The 17,471-nt window shown below is 42.2% G+C and carries 16 protein-coding genes and 1 tRNA gene; 10 read left to right on the forward strand and 7 right to left on the reverse strand.

The window, feature by feature from the left end:
* From EHS15_RS02980 to prmC, 5 genes are all read left to right on the forward strand, one after another.
* The gene (locus tag EHS15_RS02980) at positions 1-1,242 is read left to right on the forward strand and encodes an amidohydrolase family protein (RefSeq protein WP_135759059.1); all 1,242 of its coding nucleotides are present in this window, start codon (positions 1-3) and stop codon (positions 1,240-1,242) included.
* A 24-nt stretch (positions 1,243-1,266) separates the two neighbouring features.
* Positions 1,267-2,319 (forward strand): tetratricopeptide repeat protein, encoded by a 1,053-nt coding sequence (locus tag EHS15_RS02985; RefSeq protein WP_135759060.1) that lies wholly within the window; start codon positions 1,267-1,269, stop codon positions 2,317-2,319.
* Position 2,320: 1 nt separating this feature from the next.
* Positions 2,321-2,965, forward strand: a complete 645-nt coding sequence (locus EHS15_RS02990) for a Crp/Fnr family transcriptional regulator (RefSeq protein ID WP_135759061.1) — start codon at positions 2,321-2,323, stop codon at positions 2,963-2,965.
* A tRNA-Arg gene (locus tag EHS15_RS02995) sits at positions 2,966-3,038 on the forward strand. It begins immediately after the preceding gene.
* A 6-nt stretch (positions 3,039-3,044) separates the two neighbouring features.
* The gene (prmC, locus tag EHS15_RS03000) at positions 3,045-3,917 is read left to right on the forward strand and encodes a peptide chain release factor N(5)-glutamine methyltransferase (RefSeq protein ID WP_135759062.1); all 873 of its coding nucleotides are present in this window, start codon (positions 3,045-3,047) and stop codon (positions 3,915-3,917) included.
* A gap of 327 nt (positions 3,918-4,244) precedes the next feature.
* On the opposite strand, the gene EHS15_RS03005 is transcribed toward prmC, so the two are convergent.
* From EHS15_RS03005 to EHS15_RS03015, 3 genes are all read right to left on the reverse strand, one after another.
* Positions 4,245-5,579, reverse strand: coding sequence for an Lcl C-terminal domain-containing protein (locus tag EHS15_RS03005; RefSeq protein WP_135759063.1), 1,335 nt, complete (start codon positions 5,577-5,579; stop codon positions 4,245-4,247).
* A 139-nt stretch (positions 5,580-5,718) separates the two neighbouring features.
* Positions 5,719-6,699 carry a malate dehydrogenase gene (locus EHS15_RS03010; protein ID WP_135759064.1) on the reverse strand — a complete coding sequence of 327 codons (981 nt, stop codon included), beginning with the start codon at positions 6,697-6,699 and terminating at the stop codon, positions 5,719-5,721.
* A gap of 20 nt (positions 6,700-6,719) precedes the next feature.
* On the reverse strand, positions 6,720-7,775 hold the full coding sequence (locus EHS15_RS03015) for a DsbA family protein (protein ID WP_135759065.1): 1,056 nt from the start codon (positions 7,773-7,775) through the stop codon (positions 6,720-6,722).
* 170 nt (positions 7,776-7,945) lie between these two features.
* On the opposite strand from EHS15_RS03015, the gene EHS15_RS03020 reads away from it, so the two are divergent.
* Both EHS15_RS03020 and EHS15_RS03025 read left to right on the forward strand, forming a co-directional pair.
* Complete coding sequence (locus tag EHS15_RS03020) at positions 7,946-8,278, forward strand: hypothetical protein (protein WP_135759066.1); 333 nt, start codon at positions 7,946-7,948, stop codon at positions 8,276-8,278.
* An 87-nt stretch (positions 8,279-8,365) separates the two neighbouring features.
* Entirely contained in the window at positions 8,366-8,923 is a 558-nt protein-coding gene (locus tag EHS15_RS03025; RefSeq protein ID WP_246051866.1) for a hypothetical protein, read from the forward strand.
* 232 nt (positions 8,924-9,155) lie between these two features.
* Here the strand turns inward: EHS15_RS03025 and thrB are convergent, their stop codons facing one another.
* Positions 9,156-10,109 (reverse strand): homoserine kinase, encoded by a 954-nt coding sequence (gene thrB, locus EHS15_RS03030; protein ID WP_135759068.1) that lies wholly within the window; start codon positions 10,107-10,109, stop codon positions 9,156-9,158.
* A gap of 34 nt (positions 10,110-10,143) precedes the next feature.
* Positions 10,144-10,344, reverse strand: coding sequence for a hypothetical protein (locus EHS15_RS03035; protein ID WP_135759069.1), 201 nt, complete (start codon positions 10,342-10,344; stop codon positions 10,144-10,146).
* Positions 10,345-10,481: 137 nt separating this feature from the next.
* Between EHS15_RS03035 and EHS15_RS03040 the strand changes: the two genes are divergently transcribed.
* On the forward strand, positions 10,482-11,360 hold the full coding sequence (locus EHS15_RS03040) for an LIC_13029 family protein (RefSeq protein WP_135759070.1): 879 nt from the start codon (positions 10,482-10,484) through the stop codon (positions 11,358-11,360).
* A gap of 18 nt (positions 11,361-11,378) precedes the next feature.
* Here the strand turns inward: EHS15_RS03040 and EHS15_RS03045 are convergent, their stop codons facing one another.
* Positions 11,379-12,563, reverse strand: a complete 1,185-nt coding sequence (locus tag EHS15_RS03045) for an acyl-CoA dehydrogenase family protein (RefSeq protein WP_135759071.1) — start codon at positions 12,561-12,563, stop codon at positions 11,379-11,381.
* Between the two features lie 537 nt (positions 12,564-13,100).
* Between EHS15_RS03045 and EHS15_RS03050 the strand changes: the two genes are divergently transcribed.
* Both EHS15_RS03050 and EHS15_RS03055 read left to right on the forward strand, forming a co-directional pair.
* Positions 13,101-14,390, forward strand: coding sequence for a tetratricopeptide repeat protein (locus EHS15_RS03050; protein ID WP_135759072.1), 1,290 nt, complete (start codon positions 13,101-13,103; stop codon positions 14,388-14,390).
* 212 nt (positions 14,391-14,602) lie between these two features.
* On the forward strand, positions 14,603-16,057 hold the full coding sequence (locus EHS15_RS03055; protein ID WP_210416280.1) for an HD domain-containing phosphohydrolase: 1,455 nt from the start codon (positions 14,603-14,605) through the stop codon (positions 16,055-16,057).
* Positions 16,058-16,121: 64 nt separating this feature from the next.
* On the opposite strand, the gene EHS15_RS03060 is transcribed toward EHS15_RS03055, so the two are convergent.
* A complete protein-coding gene (locus EHS15_RS03060; RefSeq protein ID WP_135759074.1) occupies positions 16,122-17,468 on the reverse strand; it encodes an adenylate/guanylate cyclase domain-containing protein in 1,347 nt (448 codons plus the stop codon).
* Positions 17,469-17,471 lie beyond the last annotated feature (3 nt).

The following is a 17,471-nucleotide window of genomic DNA, read 5'->3' on the forward strand; positions in this document are numbered from 1 at the left end:
ATGAGTCACTCTTATACATTGCTAGGTGCTCAAATCTTTACGTCGGGAAAACCTTCCTTGGCGGACATCAAAATAGAAAACAATTCCATTGTTTCCGTTTCCCCTTCTTCGAATCAGAATGCTACGGAGGGAAACACAAGCGCAGTCTCCCTCGGAGGAAAAAAACTCTATCCCGGTTTTTTCAATTCCCACGACCATCTACTGGCAAGTTATCTTCCTAAAGTGGGAGGAAGCACTAAACACAATTCCTGGCTTGCCTTCGACAATCTCTACAAATCCTCCGGAGTTTTTGCGGAAAGACAACAGTTAGAATCGGAATTATTATACTTTTTAGGATCGTATAAAAACCTGATCGCGGGAGTCACCAGCGTATTCGACCATATCCCCCACCAAGTTCAGGCTCCTTTTGTGGGAAATCTGCCGGTTCGATTGATCAGTGAGTACACATTGTCCCATTCTTTGGGGAATTACAGTTTGGGATGGGGAGAAGGCCCCGCCTTAGAATACAGAATCGCAGAGTCAACTAACAAACCATTTGTGACTCACTTGGGAGAAGGTTTGGATGAAGATTCCTTAACCTCCCTCAAACGTTTGGAAAAAGCGGAAGCCCTCGGACCTCATTCCGTTTTAGTTCACTGCCTCCCCTTCGGACCCAGAGAAGTGGAAAAAATCGCGAAGGCAAATGCAAGTGTAGTATGGTGCCCGACAAGCAATCTTCACATTTTCGGAAAAACAACTAACATCAAACTCTTCCAGGAAGCAGGAGTGAACGTCTGTTTGGGAACAGATTTTTCTCCTTCAGGTTCCCTGCACTTAATGGAAGAAATGAAATTGGCCAAAACACTTTACCAAGACTTGTACGAGGAAGAACTACAAGAATCGGTACTTTTGGATTGGGTGACCAAAAATCCGGCAAAAGCATTTCGCCAAAATCTTTTGGGAGAAATCAAAGAAGGAAATCTTGCGGATTTACTTGTCTTGGAGGATGAAGATTCCTCAAAAAACGAAATTTCCGTTTCCCAATTGAATCCCGGCAAAATCGATCTAATGATTGTAGACGGCTCCCCTATCCTGGCGTCCCCTCATTATAAAAAACTTTTTTCCGATCTTGAAATAGATACGGAAACCATATCCTTAAGCGGCAAAGATAAAATTGTAGCGGGATCGCCCAAAAGACTTCTGGAACAAGTTTCTGCAAGCGTTGGATACAAAAAGGAATTGGCTTTTTTACCTATTTTTTGAAAATGAAACGCTAAGAGGATTACCTTGTCAGGACCCATCGTTCGTAACTACAAAGGCGGTTCCATTGTCTACTTTGAAAAGGACAAAGCGGAAGATATTTTCGTGCTTCAAAAAGGACGAGTTGTTCTCACATATACAAACATCAACGGGGTAGAACTTAAAGAAGATGTAAAGATAGGAGAATTCTTCGGCGTCAAAAGTGCGTTAGGAAGGTATCCCAGAGAAGAGACCGCTCAAGTCATCGGCACCGCAACCGTCCTGGTCTTTAAGGTTCCCGAATTCGAAAAGTTCGTAAGCGACAAAACCCACCTCATCATCAAAATGTTGAAGGTATTTTCCAGCCAACTTCGCCAAGTACACAGACAAGTAAGAGAGATTTTAGGACAAGGCGAGGCCAAAAATCCAGCTTTCGAACTTATGAACGTCGCAGAAGTATTTTATAAAAACGGAAACTACGAACACGCGGCTTATGCGTTCAATCAGTATCTAAGTCATTATCCTGACGGACAGTATGTAGACCGAGCCAAACAATTATTAGACTTAGCGAGCAGAAAAACTCCTTTCCCTCTCACCATACCAGAGTTAGTTTATAAGCCGGAACCGGGAGCGCAAAACGGCAAACTACAAGAAATGCTGAAAACGATGGCGGTTCAAAAAGAAAACAATGTGTCCTCCGTCGATCCGAATTCCATCCAAGCCCTTTACGATAAAGCCTCCACTTTTATGAACGCAGGAAAGTACGGAGACGCTTCCGATATTTTCAAATCCGTTTCGGAAAGAACCGATTCAGTCACTCAAGAAGAGGAACAATTCGTAGAAAACTCACTCTTCTATATGGGAAAATCTTCCTTTAAGTCGGGAGATAACTCTTCCGCCATTTCCATTTTCTCTGGTTATATCAAAAAATACCCGAAAGGACAACTTCTCAAGGAAACGGTTTATCACCTAGCGCTCGCTACAGAGGCTTCCGGAGAGAAAGAAAAAGCGATTCAATTGTACCAAAAAGTGGCCATCCTCCCTCCTTTGGACGACAGCATCTCAGAAGATGCCAAACAGAAGATCAAAGGAGTAAAATAATATGAACGACCAAATGCTGGAAGCAATGTTCGGAAAGTTCGGTAAAGTGTTCGAACCGAACGACGTATTGTTTTGCGAATATGAGCCAGGAAACGATTTTTATCTTATCAAAGAAGGTAAGGTAAAAATCACCAAAACGATAGGAACTTCCATCAAAACTTTGGATGTTTTGGAAGCGGGAGATATCTTAGGAGAAATGGCGATCCTAGAAGAACAACCTCGTTCCGCCACTGCAATCGCTGTCACAGAAGTCAAAGCACTCAACTTCAACCGTGCTAACTTCGAAATGCTGATGACCAAAAACCCCGCATTGGCGATGAAACTGCTTCATATATTCTCTTTCCGTATCTACGATCAAAAGAGAAGGCTAATGATTCTGCTTATGGACGATATCACCGGAAAGGTATGCGATGTTTTTCTTATGCTTTATGAAAAACAATACACTAACGATGTTTACAGTGAAATCGTTTTGACGGCTACAGTGGATGATATCGCAAGCTGGTGTGCTCAACCGGTAGGAGAAGTCCAAAAAGTAATTATGCAGTTCGTAAAAACGGGCAAACTCGATTTATACCCCGACAAAATTGTAATTCACAATATCAACGATTTCCAAAGGATTGTGAATCAGAAAAGAAAACCAGGTTAAGCTCCCGTAGCTCAGGTGGATAGAGCGATAGTTTCCTAAACTGTGCGCACAGGTTCGAGTCCTGTCGGGGGCAAAAAATATGTCCGAACCAAATACACTTCTATACTACCTGAAACGTTCTACAGACTTTTTAGAAAAAAAAGGGATTCCCAATCCCAGAGTTGACGCAGAATGGTTGTTAGCTGACTTACTAAATCTTCCCAGAATCAAACTTTACTCTCAATTCGAAATGCCTCTAGATCCCAAAGAAATAGAGGTCTATAGAGAAAGAATTGTAGAAAGATCCAAAAGAAAACCGGTCGCATACATCACCGGCAAAAAAGGTTTTCATAAATTCGATTTTTACGTCAACGAACACACATTAATCCCTCGCCCTGAAACGGAAGAACTGGTGGATTGGTTTCACAAGGAATCGAAAATACTTTTCCCGGATAAAACAGATCTAAAAATTTTGGATTTATGCACAGGTAGCGGATGTATTGCGGTCTCCTTGTCCAGGCTTCTACCCGATTCTGAAATTTGGGCCAGCGATATTTCTCAAGAAGCATTGTTAGTTGCCAAGAAGAACGACGAAGAAGTGACTCCTCCGGGGCGAACTCCGGTTCGTTATATAGAGTCCGATCTCTTTCAAAAAATTGACACGAATCTAAAATTTCATGCGATTCTTTCGAATCCCCCTTATATCCCTTCCGAGGAAAAAAAAGAAATTATGGAAGATGTCCTGAATTTCGAGCCACACCTTGCCTTGTTCATTGATGATTTCAAAAATTTCCACAAACCTTTGTTAGAGACAGCGATCACCTATCTGGAAACAGGAGGGATTTTGGCACTGGAAACCCATCCCGATTTCGCCGACTGGCTTCTCCAAGAAGGGCAAAATTTAGGTTACCGAAGCGGAACCATCAGAGAAGACAGCTCTCAAAAACAGAGATTTGTGATCCTAAAAAGATAAAAAGGTGCAAAGAATCGGTCAAAAAAGCGAAAAGAAAAAACTAAGAAAAACTCTTTTCGCAAAACGAAGGATCTGATATAGGGAGGAAAGGGACTGCCCACGAACCACTCCCCTCCACCCTAACTCGGGCGGGGGCTTTAAGATTCACACCACCACCTAACTCTGAATAACCCTCTGGGCGCCTCGAAATCAAACTTCATCCTCAACTTTTTTCTACTTCTCGAACGGGCTATCCGCTCCAATCAAACGAAACAGGATGTTCCGCGACCGAGAACTTGAGATAGATTTCGTTTGATTTCCGCTTCTATCCCTGGCGCAGAAATCAATCTAAGGCCCGCTCACGCACCTGGTAGAGTAAGCGCCCGCTTTGGAATACATATTCGTAATTCCTGTATTCGAGTTTACGATGAATGCATTCCCATTGGCGGATGCATTTGTAGTGCTGGACCAATAGACATTCGAAGAATTAGGAAAAAAGGAAGAATCAAAAACAACGCCTGTTTTGCCGTAATTCGTAAGACTCAGCAATTCGTTTTTATTGGGAAGCCTCCAAGACCTGCCGGCTAAACCTAAAGAATTACATTCATTCAAAGCTTGTTGCCAAGTGCGCCCAACGGGGGAGGCGGGACTACAGCCAGGATAACTTTGACCGTAACTGCATGTCTGCCAAATCAAACGAGTGAATTTATCTTTAACTGTCCCATTTCCGTAATCCACATAACTAAAACTTGGTGAAATAGAATCTCCTCTGACACAGCGAACATACCTTGTATTGGCACCGGTAGCGGAAGTGTCTGCGGAACTAGTCTGAAAACTGATGGTCATTTTATTTCCAGAGGTGGCGACATCGTCGGTGGAGGTCCAATATGGAGTGGAAGTATTGGTTCCGGGAAAAAAAGTTCCGTCAATGAAAGGAGTCGCTCCTACGCCCTGGTCCATGATCGTATACAGTTCATAGACGGAAGGAAGTCTCATTCCAATCGCCTGACAGCTGCTCACAGCATTTGTATACGTATAAAGAACGTTCCCCGTAGCACACCCTACACCGGAACTTCCCAAAGTACATTTTCCCCACAGAAGCCCAGTGGTAGTATCCAAAATAGTTCCGTCCCCTTTGTCTTCGTAACCTCTTGCCAGATAATAACGAAAATCCCCGTCCTGTCTGGGAAAGGTAGCGTCACCGCAGGAAATGGAAGTGGTTAGATTATAACATAAGGACTGATTCGTGCGGATCAGCCCAAGAGCATTCCCTCCCAAAGAAACCACCTGGATTTGAATGACTGTAGAGCCGGGTTTTCCTGAAACGGAAGCATTTATCGAATAACTCGTATTTGTTTGAAGAGAAACGGGAGCTCCGGAAATGGAACAATCCGAACCTAAGATCAATCCGGAAGGCAAAGAGGGAGAGGAAGAACAGGAAGTGATTTCTCCAGAGTTTGAAGGAATCATAGAATCCACATTCGCCAAACGATATAAAGTATAAACGGATTCGGCGTAATTAGGCCCTGGTCCGGAAAGACAATACCCGCTCATCACACATTTTACGAATTGAGTAGGTAAAAAAGATTTTGACCTGCCGTCTTCGGAATGATTCAAAACGGGAGGATTGCAAAAAGAATAAAGAAGGGAAAATAGAAGAATAAAAACGATTCTAGGGAGCACCGAGAGAATGGTGTTTTCAAAACGATCTAAGGTAAATCAATTTTTGTTCCCCTTACAGGGGTTCGGGTCGTAGGAAAGAAATTTCCCGGCCAATCCCCGCCGAAGAACGGCGGCAAACAACCGGGAAAGGAAGAAAATGTTAGATCATATCCTTCACTTCAGCTTTTTCTTCTTGGAGTTCTTTCAAAGTAAGATCGAACTTTTCTTTTCCGAAAGAATTTAATTCCAAACCTGTTACGATTTCGACTTTCTTTCCATCGGAACGAAGAGGGTATCCGAAGATCAGACCTTTGTCCACTCCGTATTCACCGTTGGAGTAAGTAGCGGCGCTGAACCAATCCCCTGCTTTTGTAGGAGTTACGATATTATGAACCGTATCTACAACTGCATTCGCAGCGGAAGCAGCGGAAGAAGCTCCTCTGGCAGCAATGATCGCAGCTCCTCTTTTTTGTACTGTAGAGATGAACTCTCCTTTCAACCATTCGTGGTCGGAGATCGCATCCGTAGCAGGTTTTCCGTTGATCTTAGCATTGTAAAAATCAGGATATTGAGTAGCAGAGTGGTTTCCCCAAATCGCAACATTGGAAACATTTTTAACGGCAACTCCGGCTTTTTGCGCCAATTGCGTTTTCGCACGGTTTTCATCCAAACCGGTCATTGCAAACCAACGATCGGAAGGAACTCCTTTTGCGTTGTTCATAGCGATGAGTGCGTTCGTATTACAAGGGTTACCGACAACAAGAACTCTTACGTCGGAGTTAGCGTTCTTTTCAATCGCCTTTCCTTGTGTCGTAAAAATTCCTCCGTTGATTTTCAAAAGATCCCCTCTTTCCATCCCCGCCTTTCTAGGAACGGAACCGACAAGAAGCGCCCAATTGATGTCACGGAAAGCTTCGTCGATATTGGAAGTCACCGTAACTTTTTGAAGAAGAGGGAAAGCGCAATCGTCTAACTCCATAATCACGCCTTTTGCAGCAGGAAGAGCTTGCTCAAGTTCCAATAATTGAAGTTCTACGGCAGTGTCCGGACCGAACATTTGACCTGAAGCGATTCTAAACAATAACGCATAACCGATTTGGCCGGCTGCCCCTGTAACTGCTACTTTAACTGTATTACCCATTTGAGTTCTATTTCTCCTAATTAATTTTTTAACTCTTTTTGAATGATTTCATCGAAACTCTCGAACGGCAAAGCGCCGGAAACGAAGATTCCGTTGATAAAGAAAGCGGGAGTTCCAGTCACTCCGACTTTTTGACCGTCTTCGATATCCGCTTCGATCTCCGCTCTCAACTTGTTTTGGTCTTTCATACAAGTTTGGTATTTACTTTCGTCCGCACCTGCTTTTTTAACCAAATAATCAACATTAGATGCTGCTAAATTTCCTGAATTTTCGAAAAGCGTATTGAACACTTTCCAATAAACATCCTGTCCTTGTGTCAGAGAGCAGTTGGCTGCAATATGCGCATACATAGCGTCTCCATGGAAAGGAAGAGGGAAATCACGGAATACCCAGCGGATTTGATCCTTATATTTTTCACGAAGTCGTTGGTTTACGTCTTGGCTTCTTTTGCAGAAAGGACATTCGAAATCGGAAAATTCTATGATGGTGATTTTTGCGTTCTCAGGACCGAGAGTAGGATTCCCTTTCGTTTCCACAGGAACACGAACAGCTTCCGCTTCTTTCACAAGAAACTTCACAGGATATTTAGTAACGATCTGTTTATAGATCTCTCTGCTGTGTTCTTGTTCTTGTTGATTTTTAAGGTAACTAACGATTCTCTCCCGAGCGGCAGCCAAAGGAATTCCACCTAACTGGGATTTATTTGCATTATAAACTTCTTGGATCTGAACTTCAGTAGGTTCTACGGGAGAAAACCCTTGTTTCAAAACTTCGGAAGGTTTGATATTTTTTTCTTCTCCGACGATTTCAAACAACTTCTCTTGCGCGAATTCGCCCAAAGTGTTTTTGATCAAAGTCGCATATTCCGACTGAAATTTCGAGTAAGCGATCGGGGATGTTTTTTTCACATCGCTCAGATCGTAAGTTTTTCCTCCGATAGAGACTGCATCTTGATTCAAATTTGCAGAGATAAAGGAAGGAAGGGAGATTCCGGACAAAATTGCCAATAGGACGATCGCACCCAAAGCCAATTTGGAAAAAGGCTGGTCGATCCATTTTTGAGTATTAGTTTCCATCACAACCAGGTTCTTACCTGTAAATTGCCAGAGCAAACGGAAAAAAAGTCGGCTTGAGGTTCGAAAATCCTAAAAAAAAAGCAAATTTCCTCAATTCATTTTGGGTCTGTCCGATGATCTAAAGGAGAGAAAAGGATTTCTCTCAAAGGAACCTAAAACGGAGGTTGGGTATGAATATTACACCCGCAAACGGGGCAAACCCGGGAGTCGTCCCACAAATTCTACCTTCCCATCTGGGCAAACAGAATGGAGAGGACAGTTCAGGAAATCCGGTTCCCCAAAAACAGGATCTTTCCGTAAATTTGTCCGAAAAACAGAAGGAAAAAGATAAAGAAACGGAAATCAAGCCGGAAGATTTATTACTCAAACCTACTCCCCTTCCTTTGGAAGAAAGGATGAGCCAAATCATCTCTGCGGAAGAAGTGAAAGATCTTTTATCCTTGGTGACGAGAGCACCTATGGAAGCTCCGAAGGACGAACATAAAGTAGACGTAAAAAGGTAAACCGTTCTGTTTCTTTTTGCCATAGCCACACAGGACAGTTTCATTTTTATCTTAGTAGGGGTTCTGATCCTATCGATCTTAGGACTCTTGGCAGTTCTGTACCAACAATTCATTCATCCCATCCTTTCCAGAAAGGAATCCGACAGATACATTCCCGTTCAAACGGGAGATCATTACGATCTGGTGGTAGACGAGCTCACAAGATACGGGCAATTCACCGTAGGATGCAAAACGGGAAATATCGCCACAAGATGCAACGCTATCACGGAAGATCATTTGATCTTTCAGATTAAAAAAGCAAAAGATAGCGAAGATTATTCGATCACAGTATTAAAAAACGCACCTACTTTCTATAAACCTCCCCGCATGGAAATTTATTCCAAAATGGAAGCCAAAGAAACTTTCGACTCATACGAAATCATAGGCCATCCTGCGGAATTCAGAATCTCCGATAAAATCGCAAAAGAAAGGATGGTGAATTTCATAGAAGTCTCTCTTACCTCATCGTTTTACTTCAATAAGCTGGGAAAAGAAAGAATGAAATTCACATTCACCATAGGCAAAATCCAACCGGGAATCAACCGTAAGGTGAAATTCAGAGACGATACTTATGCTTTTGGTAAGGAAGAAGACGATTCAGAATGATCTCACACTAAAAGATCAAAACTGCATTTTCTTTCCATTCCAACATCAAAAAAATCAATCCGGAACACAAAGCCGCTTCGATCAAAGAAATCAAAAACAAAGATAAATAAAAAACAAAAGAAAAAGAATATACAGGCTTCCAAAGAGAGAAAAAGCAAAAACGACAATGCAAGGTTTTTAGGAAAAAACTTCATTTCTAAGGGAAAATTCTACGGAACCCGCAGGTAAAATATCAATGAAAAGAAATTCTGGTTCCCAGATGATCCGGCTGGATTTTCTGCAATTGGAACTCTATTTTTAAATCATTCATCACGTTTCTAATCTCGGATTCCAATTTAGGAAACATGGAATTCGCATTTTTTCTCTCCGCAAATACAAGAAGGCTCGGACCGGATCCGGAGAGACAATGCCCTACTCGATCTTTTTCGAAAATTTTCAAAAGAGGAAACAAAGGAGATGCAGGATGAATTCGATAAGGAGTGTGCACTTTGTCTTCCAAAGCGACAAGCAGATCACTGAACCTTCGTTTATCGAGAAAATGCATCCAAGCACCGATGCGGGAAAGATTAAAAATCACATCCGCAGTAGGATATTTTGCGGGAAGAGTTTTGCGGCTTTCTTCCGTCGCCACAGTGAATTTAGGAGTGAGAACGAATAAAGAAACGGAGGAAGGAAATTTTTTGCGAAAGTAACGCAAAGGTTCTCCGTGAGTAGAATAAGCGAATACGAATCCTCCCAAATACGCAGGGAGAGTGTTGTCCGGATGGCCTTCCCATTCCGCCAAAAACTGCAAAAACTCTTTTTCACTCGGAAGAGGAACGGAGAGTTTCAACTTGGAATGCACTTCTCTTCCCAAACAAAGTCCAGCAACAATAGCGGAAGCGCTGGAACCGAGCCCTCCTTTCAAAGGAAGGGAAAGATTCATTTTACAATGATAAGTCGGTATGGATTCGTTCGGTAAAAAATGATGGAAATAATCTTCGTAAGCTTCCCTGACCAAATCTTCTTTGGGAGAAAAAGGAGGTTCTTCTCCGTTTTTCAAAACAACGGAATAGTCTTCTTTTCCTAAAAAAACGAATTCGAACTCGTTGTATACTTTGAGCGCCATTCCCATCAGATCGAAACCTGGCCCCAAATTGGCGCTAGTCCCGGGAACTTTGATTTTGATTTTAGGAAGGTTTCGCATTCTTTCGCCCAGGGTTTTCTTTCGGTTGGGAAAATCAATCTCTCTTTAGCTCTGTGGATTCCCGAAAAGGAAATAGAAACAAAGAAGAAGCAGGATGTTTTTCTTCTTCAAAAAGGACATATTCACCTAACAAATAGAAAATGACAAACGACTGCGTACTATCCGAGACTTTCGGAACCAAAGAAAAAACGACTCTCTTAGATATCCTTCTGAACAAAAAGAACACACTGTTCATTTATTTTCCCCTACGCCCTCCTCCCTGGCACGACTTATGCAAATAGTATAAAGATTGTGCAGAAGGCCGATCCATTCCTGAAAAAGGGCCTTCCGTGCTGAAAAAAAAGACAAAATGATTAGTTAGGAATGCAGAATATGGTTTCAGAATCTTTCAAACAAATAGATCCGGCGGTACTTCTCTGGAAATCCCTCTACAGACAACCTGAATTTCAAGCGGGAAGCCTAAGACTCAATCAAGACATCACCATTCGTACTTTCAAAAATCAATCCAAAAGATACCTTACTTCGGAAAGATACGAATTCATCACGGCGATGAAAGAATTACTTAAACCGATCGCCACCCTGGATCACGAAAAGGTAGAATATTTAATATTTAGAATTTTTGAATGTTACAATAAAGAAATGGAATATTGGAGAGATACCCATTCCCGTTTTTCCATGGACATTCTCTTTCAGTTCATCGAATTTTTATGCGCAGATTCGCCAAAGGAAGATCTATCTGTTCTACTGCAAAAAGAAACGAGTTTGAATCAAAAGGAAGTGGAATCCATCCTTATCCACATCAAAGCGTTCAATAAATTGGGAATTTATTTCAGCAAATCCCCTTCTTTGAAAAAAACGATCGAAAACGGGGAGCCGATCCTTGCTACTTTAGCATCCGCCTATCCTACAATCACTTGGCTGGCTCTCGAATCCATGTTCTATATTTTAGTGGCACAGTATGCACTGGCGAGCAGATACTCTTGCGAGTCTTTGTTACGCGGTTGGATGACGGAATACGGTTTTGACGAAAACCAATATGTAGTTGTGGCAAGTTATTTCCCTCCAGGCACTTCACTTCTGGATTTTAGAGGGAAATATACGAATGCGATTCGAGCCCTGAGAGGAATTTCGGGAGAGAAAAAACCCGATTACGATCTGCTTCTTCTTCGTTCCATAGGAAACTACTTCAGTTCATGGATCGTAAGAGTGGCACATCAAATGGAAAACGGAAGCGGCTACCAAGCCGCTTGATTTCGTTCGAGTTTAGAACTATTCTCCCCACATCTTCTTCAGATCGGAAGCTATGTTCTTTTGCATGGCTTCGTTGGTTCCTCCTCCGATAGAAAGAAGAATCGCATCTCTGTGAAGTCTTTCCACAGGATATTCCCTGCAATACCCGTAACCGCCTAATACCTGTATTGCGTTTCTGGAAACTCTTTCCGCCATTTGAGTCGCCACTAATTTTGCGGAGGCAGCTCCCAACGAATTACGAGCATGAGGAGAAAGTCCGCTGGCCACTTGGTAGACAAGGGCACGAGCGGCCGCATAATCGGCATAAGATTCTGAAATCAATCTTTGGATTTGACCGAATTCGATAAGTTTTTTTCCGAATGCTTCCCTGTGTCGCACAGTATAATCGCACATAATATCGATACAACGGCGGGCAATCCCGATAGATTGAGCGGCCAAAGTCACCCTTTCTATTTCCAAATTTCTCATCATATGAGTGACTGCAGTATTTTCCTCACCCAAAAGATTTTCCACAGGAACTTCCATATCTTCGAATACCAACTGAGTCGTAGGAGAGGAACGCATACCCATCTTCTCCTCTTTTTTCCCTACGGAAAAACCTTTATAAGAGGACTCGATCACGAAGGAGGTCATCTTTTTCGCATTTTTATCGAGCTTAGAATAAAGCAAAAAAACCTGGCCTATGGAACCGTTCGTAATGTACTGTTTGACGCCGTTGATGATATAACGATCCCCTTTTTTCACGGCATGAGTCGTCATTCCCAAAACGTCCGTTCCTGCACCCGGCTCCGTCATTCCCATTCCACCGATCCATTCTGCGGAAATGACCTTGCTTAAATAACGTTTCCTTTGTTCCGCATTAGAGCTGTTAAAGAAATTATTCACGAACAACACTTCATGAGCCAAATAGGACAATGTGAATCCCGGATCGAAACGGGACATCTCTTCGTGAATGATGACAGCGGCTACCGCGTCCAAACCATGACCACCCTCTTCTTCCGGAACCGTAATCCCGAAAATCCCCAGCTCAGAACCCAATCGTTTGAAAAGAGCCGTATTGAAAGATTCTTTTTCGTCATGTTCTTTGGCCTGCTCATCCATTTCTTTTTCAGCGAAACTCGCTACGGATTCTCGCAAGGACAAATGTGCATCGGAAGGATTGAACAAATCGAATGAGGAAGAAGTAGAGTTGGTTGAGATCATAAGAAAAAGTCTTAACACCAAAATTCAGAATGTAAAGGAAAATTAAGGGTCAGAATCGTCCTTGGCTCCTTTTCGCAGAACCTCCTGTTCTGACGAGGCCATCCGTGGCCTTTGCTTCCGCCAGGGACGATCTGACCCGGTCTGGTGTGCGTCGATTTTTTTCGGCTTTCAAAAAACTTTCAAAAGAAAGATTTTGAAATTAACACACGTTAAATTAATTATATTTCACAGCCTCAACTTAGAGTAGCGGCTCATCGATCTATTTTATATAAGTGTGGGGGCGATGCGGATTCTCCGCCCGGGCTCTCCGCTGCAATCAAACGAAACAAACTTTTTGCGGTGACGGAGGCAAGGATGCCGGAGTTCGGGAGTCGAAACAGGAGGTTTCGAGGCAGAGAGCTTGAAGTCCGTTTCGTTTGATTTTCACTACGATCCCTATCGCAGATTCCTTCTTTAAACTAGTAAATATATTGACAAAAAAAGGAAACAATCCATATTCTTCTGGCTTCCTCTTTCGGGGAGACAGGATCTGCTTCGATGAAAAACAACAAATTATTTGCTTTAATCGTTTCCGTTTTTCTTTTCTTTCCCCCTGGGTTTTTCGCAAAAGAAAGAGATACCTTAAAATCGGCCCTCCTTCTCAACGAAGCAATCGAACAAACCAACCAACAAAACTATACTAAAGCATTGGAAAAAATTGCCTCTTCCCTGAAAGAAGACGATACCAACGCCGCCGCCTATTTTTACAGAGGATACGTTTATTTTCAGAAAAAAGAATATGCGAAAGCAATTCCCGATTTTTTAAAAGCGAACGAACTGAATCCTTCGGAAAGAGCGACTCAGTTCGGATGGATCGCATCCGCTTATGATGGATTAGGTGATAAAGAGAAGGCGGAAAAATATAGGGAGATGGCAAAAAATCCTCCTCAAGAAGAAATCGTCCGCCTGAATCCAGAAACCATCGAAGGAAAAGATCAAACTCTAGGTTTGGAAACCTTCAATCGAATCCAAAAAAGAATCGGAAACAAATCGGCAAAACTCAGCAACGAACTGAACAATGCGGCGAAAAAACATGCGGAGTATCTCAACTTAAATGCGGAAGAACGAATTCCCACTCAACTTCATTACCAGGAAAGAGGGAAAAAAGGTTTTATAGGAGTGCATCCTCAAGACCAAGCGGCTGCCTTCGGATTTCAGCCAAAGGAAGGTTATATGGTAGGAAATACGATTCTGGGAATTCGTAGAAACGAAACAAACTCTACGGAACATCTTTTAGAGAAATTGGCAACGACTCTCTATCATAGAAACATGGTCATTGCACCTAATTTCGATTATGTAGGCTTTTATGTAAGTAAAGAGGAACCTTCTCCGATGGTGGTTTTCTTTTATTCCTCACAAGTGGCCCCCGCAGAAGATAAATTAGTTTTTTATCCTGGTGAGAACCAAACTGATATCCCCACCATGATGTATCCGGAATACCCCTTCCCGATTCCGGGAGAAATCGAAATCGGTTTTCCGATCACAGTCCAACTCTTCTCAAGAGAAACAAAATCGTTAACAATCGTAAAAGCCTCTCTTAAAAACAAAGAAGGTCAGGAGATTCCCTTTCATAAATTGGATTCAGCAAACCAAGGAGAACCGGGTCAAATGATGAAAACCATGAAGATGACAGGACTCATTGCGAGAAAACCCTTAGATACCGACGAAGAATACAAAGTTTATCTCAAAATTGCAGACAGTTCTCGCAAAATTGTCTTCGAAAAAGAATGGAAGTTTAGAACTTCCCCTCAAAAATTTTCTTTAGAAGACGAATCGCTTAACAGATAACAATATCAAGGAAAGATCGCCCTACAAAACGAACTTTCCTAGTCGCAAAATCCATCTACTTTCCCCGTTTTTGTAAATTTATTTACAATAGCCCTCTCGTTATTTCCATAGCAAAGATCAATAAAGAGAAAAGATAAATCTCTTGATTGTTTAGGAGAACTACTCATTAGGGTTTTCCATAGCAATCAAGGCAGCTAACGGAGATTTTATTCGTGAGTGAAAGTACACAAGTGCCTAGAGATAGGCTCGCCAAATTCGAATTAACCGAAGAATCTCTAAACAGTTTCCGAAAGAACAATACCATCCCTATCGATTTATATAATAAAGACGGCCAAATCCTCATCCACAAAAAGAAAAATCCGACCGAGGCCGACTTCGGCAAACTATTGAAATTCGAATTACAAGGTGTTTACTTTCTCATCTCCGAATTAAACAAAAGTAAGTCGACTTTACAAAACGGAAAACAATCTTCTGCGAAATTATTCGACCAGGAGAAAACGGAAAAGTTCGCCAAACAATCCGCCTCTCTGATAGAAGATCTCAGAAAAACATCCTTCTCTTCCGAACAGGCCATACTTGTCCAAAACTCAATCAACGAGATCCTTACCGATTTCACAAGCAACCCTGATTATGAATCGGGAATCTTCAACATTCTTGAGATTTTGAGTGTCGCTGGGGTCCCTTTGGAATCGGAGCTAATGACTAAACGTACGATCGTTGCGATGGGAATGAAGGTTCGTACGAAAAAGATCGTTAAGGACAGCAACGAAAAGCCGGACAAACGAGAGCATCTAACTTTGATGATGGCAAGTTATTTGGCAGACGTAGGTTACACTAAACTCGATATCAAAGAACATCCCGGACTGAGCAAAGAAGAATACCTGATGGTTCAACAACATCCTATCATCAGCTATCTTATGACCCTCAATGCTCCCGAAATCACAACGGATGTGAGAACTCTGATCCTAAATCACCACAGACCTTACCGAGGAACCGGCATTAATAATAATTTCCCCGACCCTAGAATGGTTTTCAAAAAATTAATGTCGGTGAGAGACAAATACAGCAAAGAAATCGGAAAAGAAAGAATTGTCGCAGATATAGAAAGACAACTTCATCTTCAGGAAAACAATGTAACCTCCAGCAGTCGGGAAGAAGACATCGCCATTCTTTCTTTAGCAAGCGAATATGCATCTCTTACTTCGGAACAATCCTGGAGACCGGCGTTCAAATCATCCACTGCACTGAAGATGATTTTGAACGATTCGTTTTTCTCTTACAGCAACAAAAACATACGTCATCTTCTGGACTATGTAGGCTCCAGCCTTACCAATAATGAAAACATCATCAATACGGGAGATTTTATCATCACTGCATCCGTGGATTCGGAAAGACATGTTCATTTCGATATCTGTGTCGTTTTGGAAATAGATAGATTCCAAACCAGACCGAAGCTGCAAAGAATCTGCACCATCAAACCGATCTTCAAAAAAGGAAATAAATACAGAATCGCAGACTTCGACTTGAATGAAGTGAGAATCGACAGAAGAAAAGCGTTTATCGATTTAGCCCATTCCACAGGCGCTACTCGAGTGATCTACATCATCGATCGGGAACTCAACACTACTTTGTATGACGCAGTTTATAAAATGAGCAAAGCCGGTTAAGATTAAGATACCACACCGGCACTGAGATTTACATAAGGTGTACGAACCAAATAGTTCTGAACGATTACGAAACGGCCTTTCGTAAGGAGAACAATTCCACTCTTTTCTCTTTCCCAGCTAACGCAACCGGCCTCGTTCTTTCGAAATCATCCGGCCTTCCCGCATCCTCCCAAACTTCTTCCGAAATCAAAAGCTTTGCTCCCAGTTCCTTGCATGCAGACTCGATTCGGGAAGCGGTATTCACAGTATCACCGATCACAGTATATTCCATTCTTTCTTCGGAACCTATATTACCTGCAAACACTTCCCCGCAATGAATCCCGATCCCGATTTCGATAGGAGACTCTCCTCTGGAAATTCTTTCCGAATTGAATCGGTCCAGTTCGATAAACATCTCTTTGGCGGAAAGGACAGCATTTTTGGAATCGAGGCCCTGTAGTTTTGCGGGCAAAGGAGTGCCGAAAGTGGCCATCACAGCATCCCCGATAAATTTATCCAATGTACCTCCGTAATTGAAAATAGCTCTGGTCATTCCTTTGCGGTAATCGTTTAAAAAGACGGAAAGAACGGCAGGATCCATTGATTCGGAAAGCTGAGTGAACCCTCTGATATCGGAAAACAAAACGGTGACTTTTTGCCTCTGTCCTGAAGGAATGATGTCGGGTTGAGAAGTGATTTCTTCCACCAAATCGGGAGAAAAATAACGCGCCAAAGAAGTTTTTTGCGCCTCGGAATCCGCAAGCCTCTTTAACATAACAATCGTTCTATAAATTCCGTAAGAAAGAGAAAGGGTAACCACCAGGTACACCAAAGGTTTGGAAACGATCGCATCGGAAAGGATCAGCTCATCACTTAACACATAACTAAACCAGACGGTTCCCGTTTTGGAATTCAATGCGATCGCATACCCCAGAAATACAAAATAAGAAACAAGAAAACAGAAAAAAGAAAAGGCAACCAGCCGAATCCTGAATTGAAACAAGGACAATGCCAAAGGAAGAAAATAATAGAACAAAAGAGGGGTTTTCAAATTGAAATTAGGATTCCCTCCTCCTTGCAAGAGATACCAATTCCACATAGTAATGAAAACAAGAAAGTTATCGAAAAACAAACTGATATATTCGTACTTTTCCCGCCAGAATTTGTGATCGCATTTCAATAGATACGCATGTACGAATGTATTTAAAAAATAAAAAGCAAGCGCTATAAAATTAACGAAATACCCCAAAATATCGTGCATATTGGGAATATTCGCAACCGCACTGGCAGCCAAAACGCCTCCGATCACATAACGGAATCGATTTGCTACAAAAGCCCCGTTGCGTTCCTCTTCAGCCAGGAGAAGTTTCATTCTGGGAGAAATCGACTGTCTGATGGTAAGAAAACGAGAAAGTTCTTTTCTTAGATTCATTCC

This window comes from Leptospira idonii (assembly GCF_004770995.1).
GTDB lineage: Bacteria > Spirochaetota > Leptospiria > Leptospirales > Leptospiraceae > Leptospira_A > Leptospira_A idonii.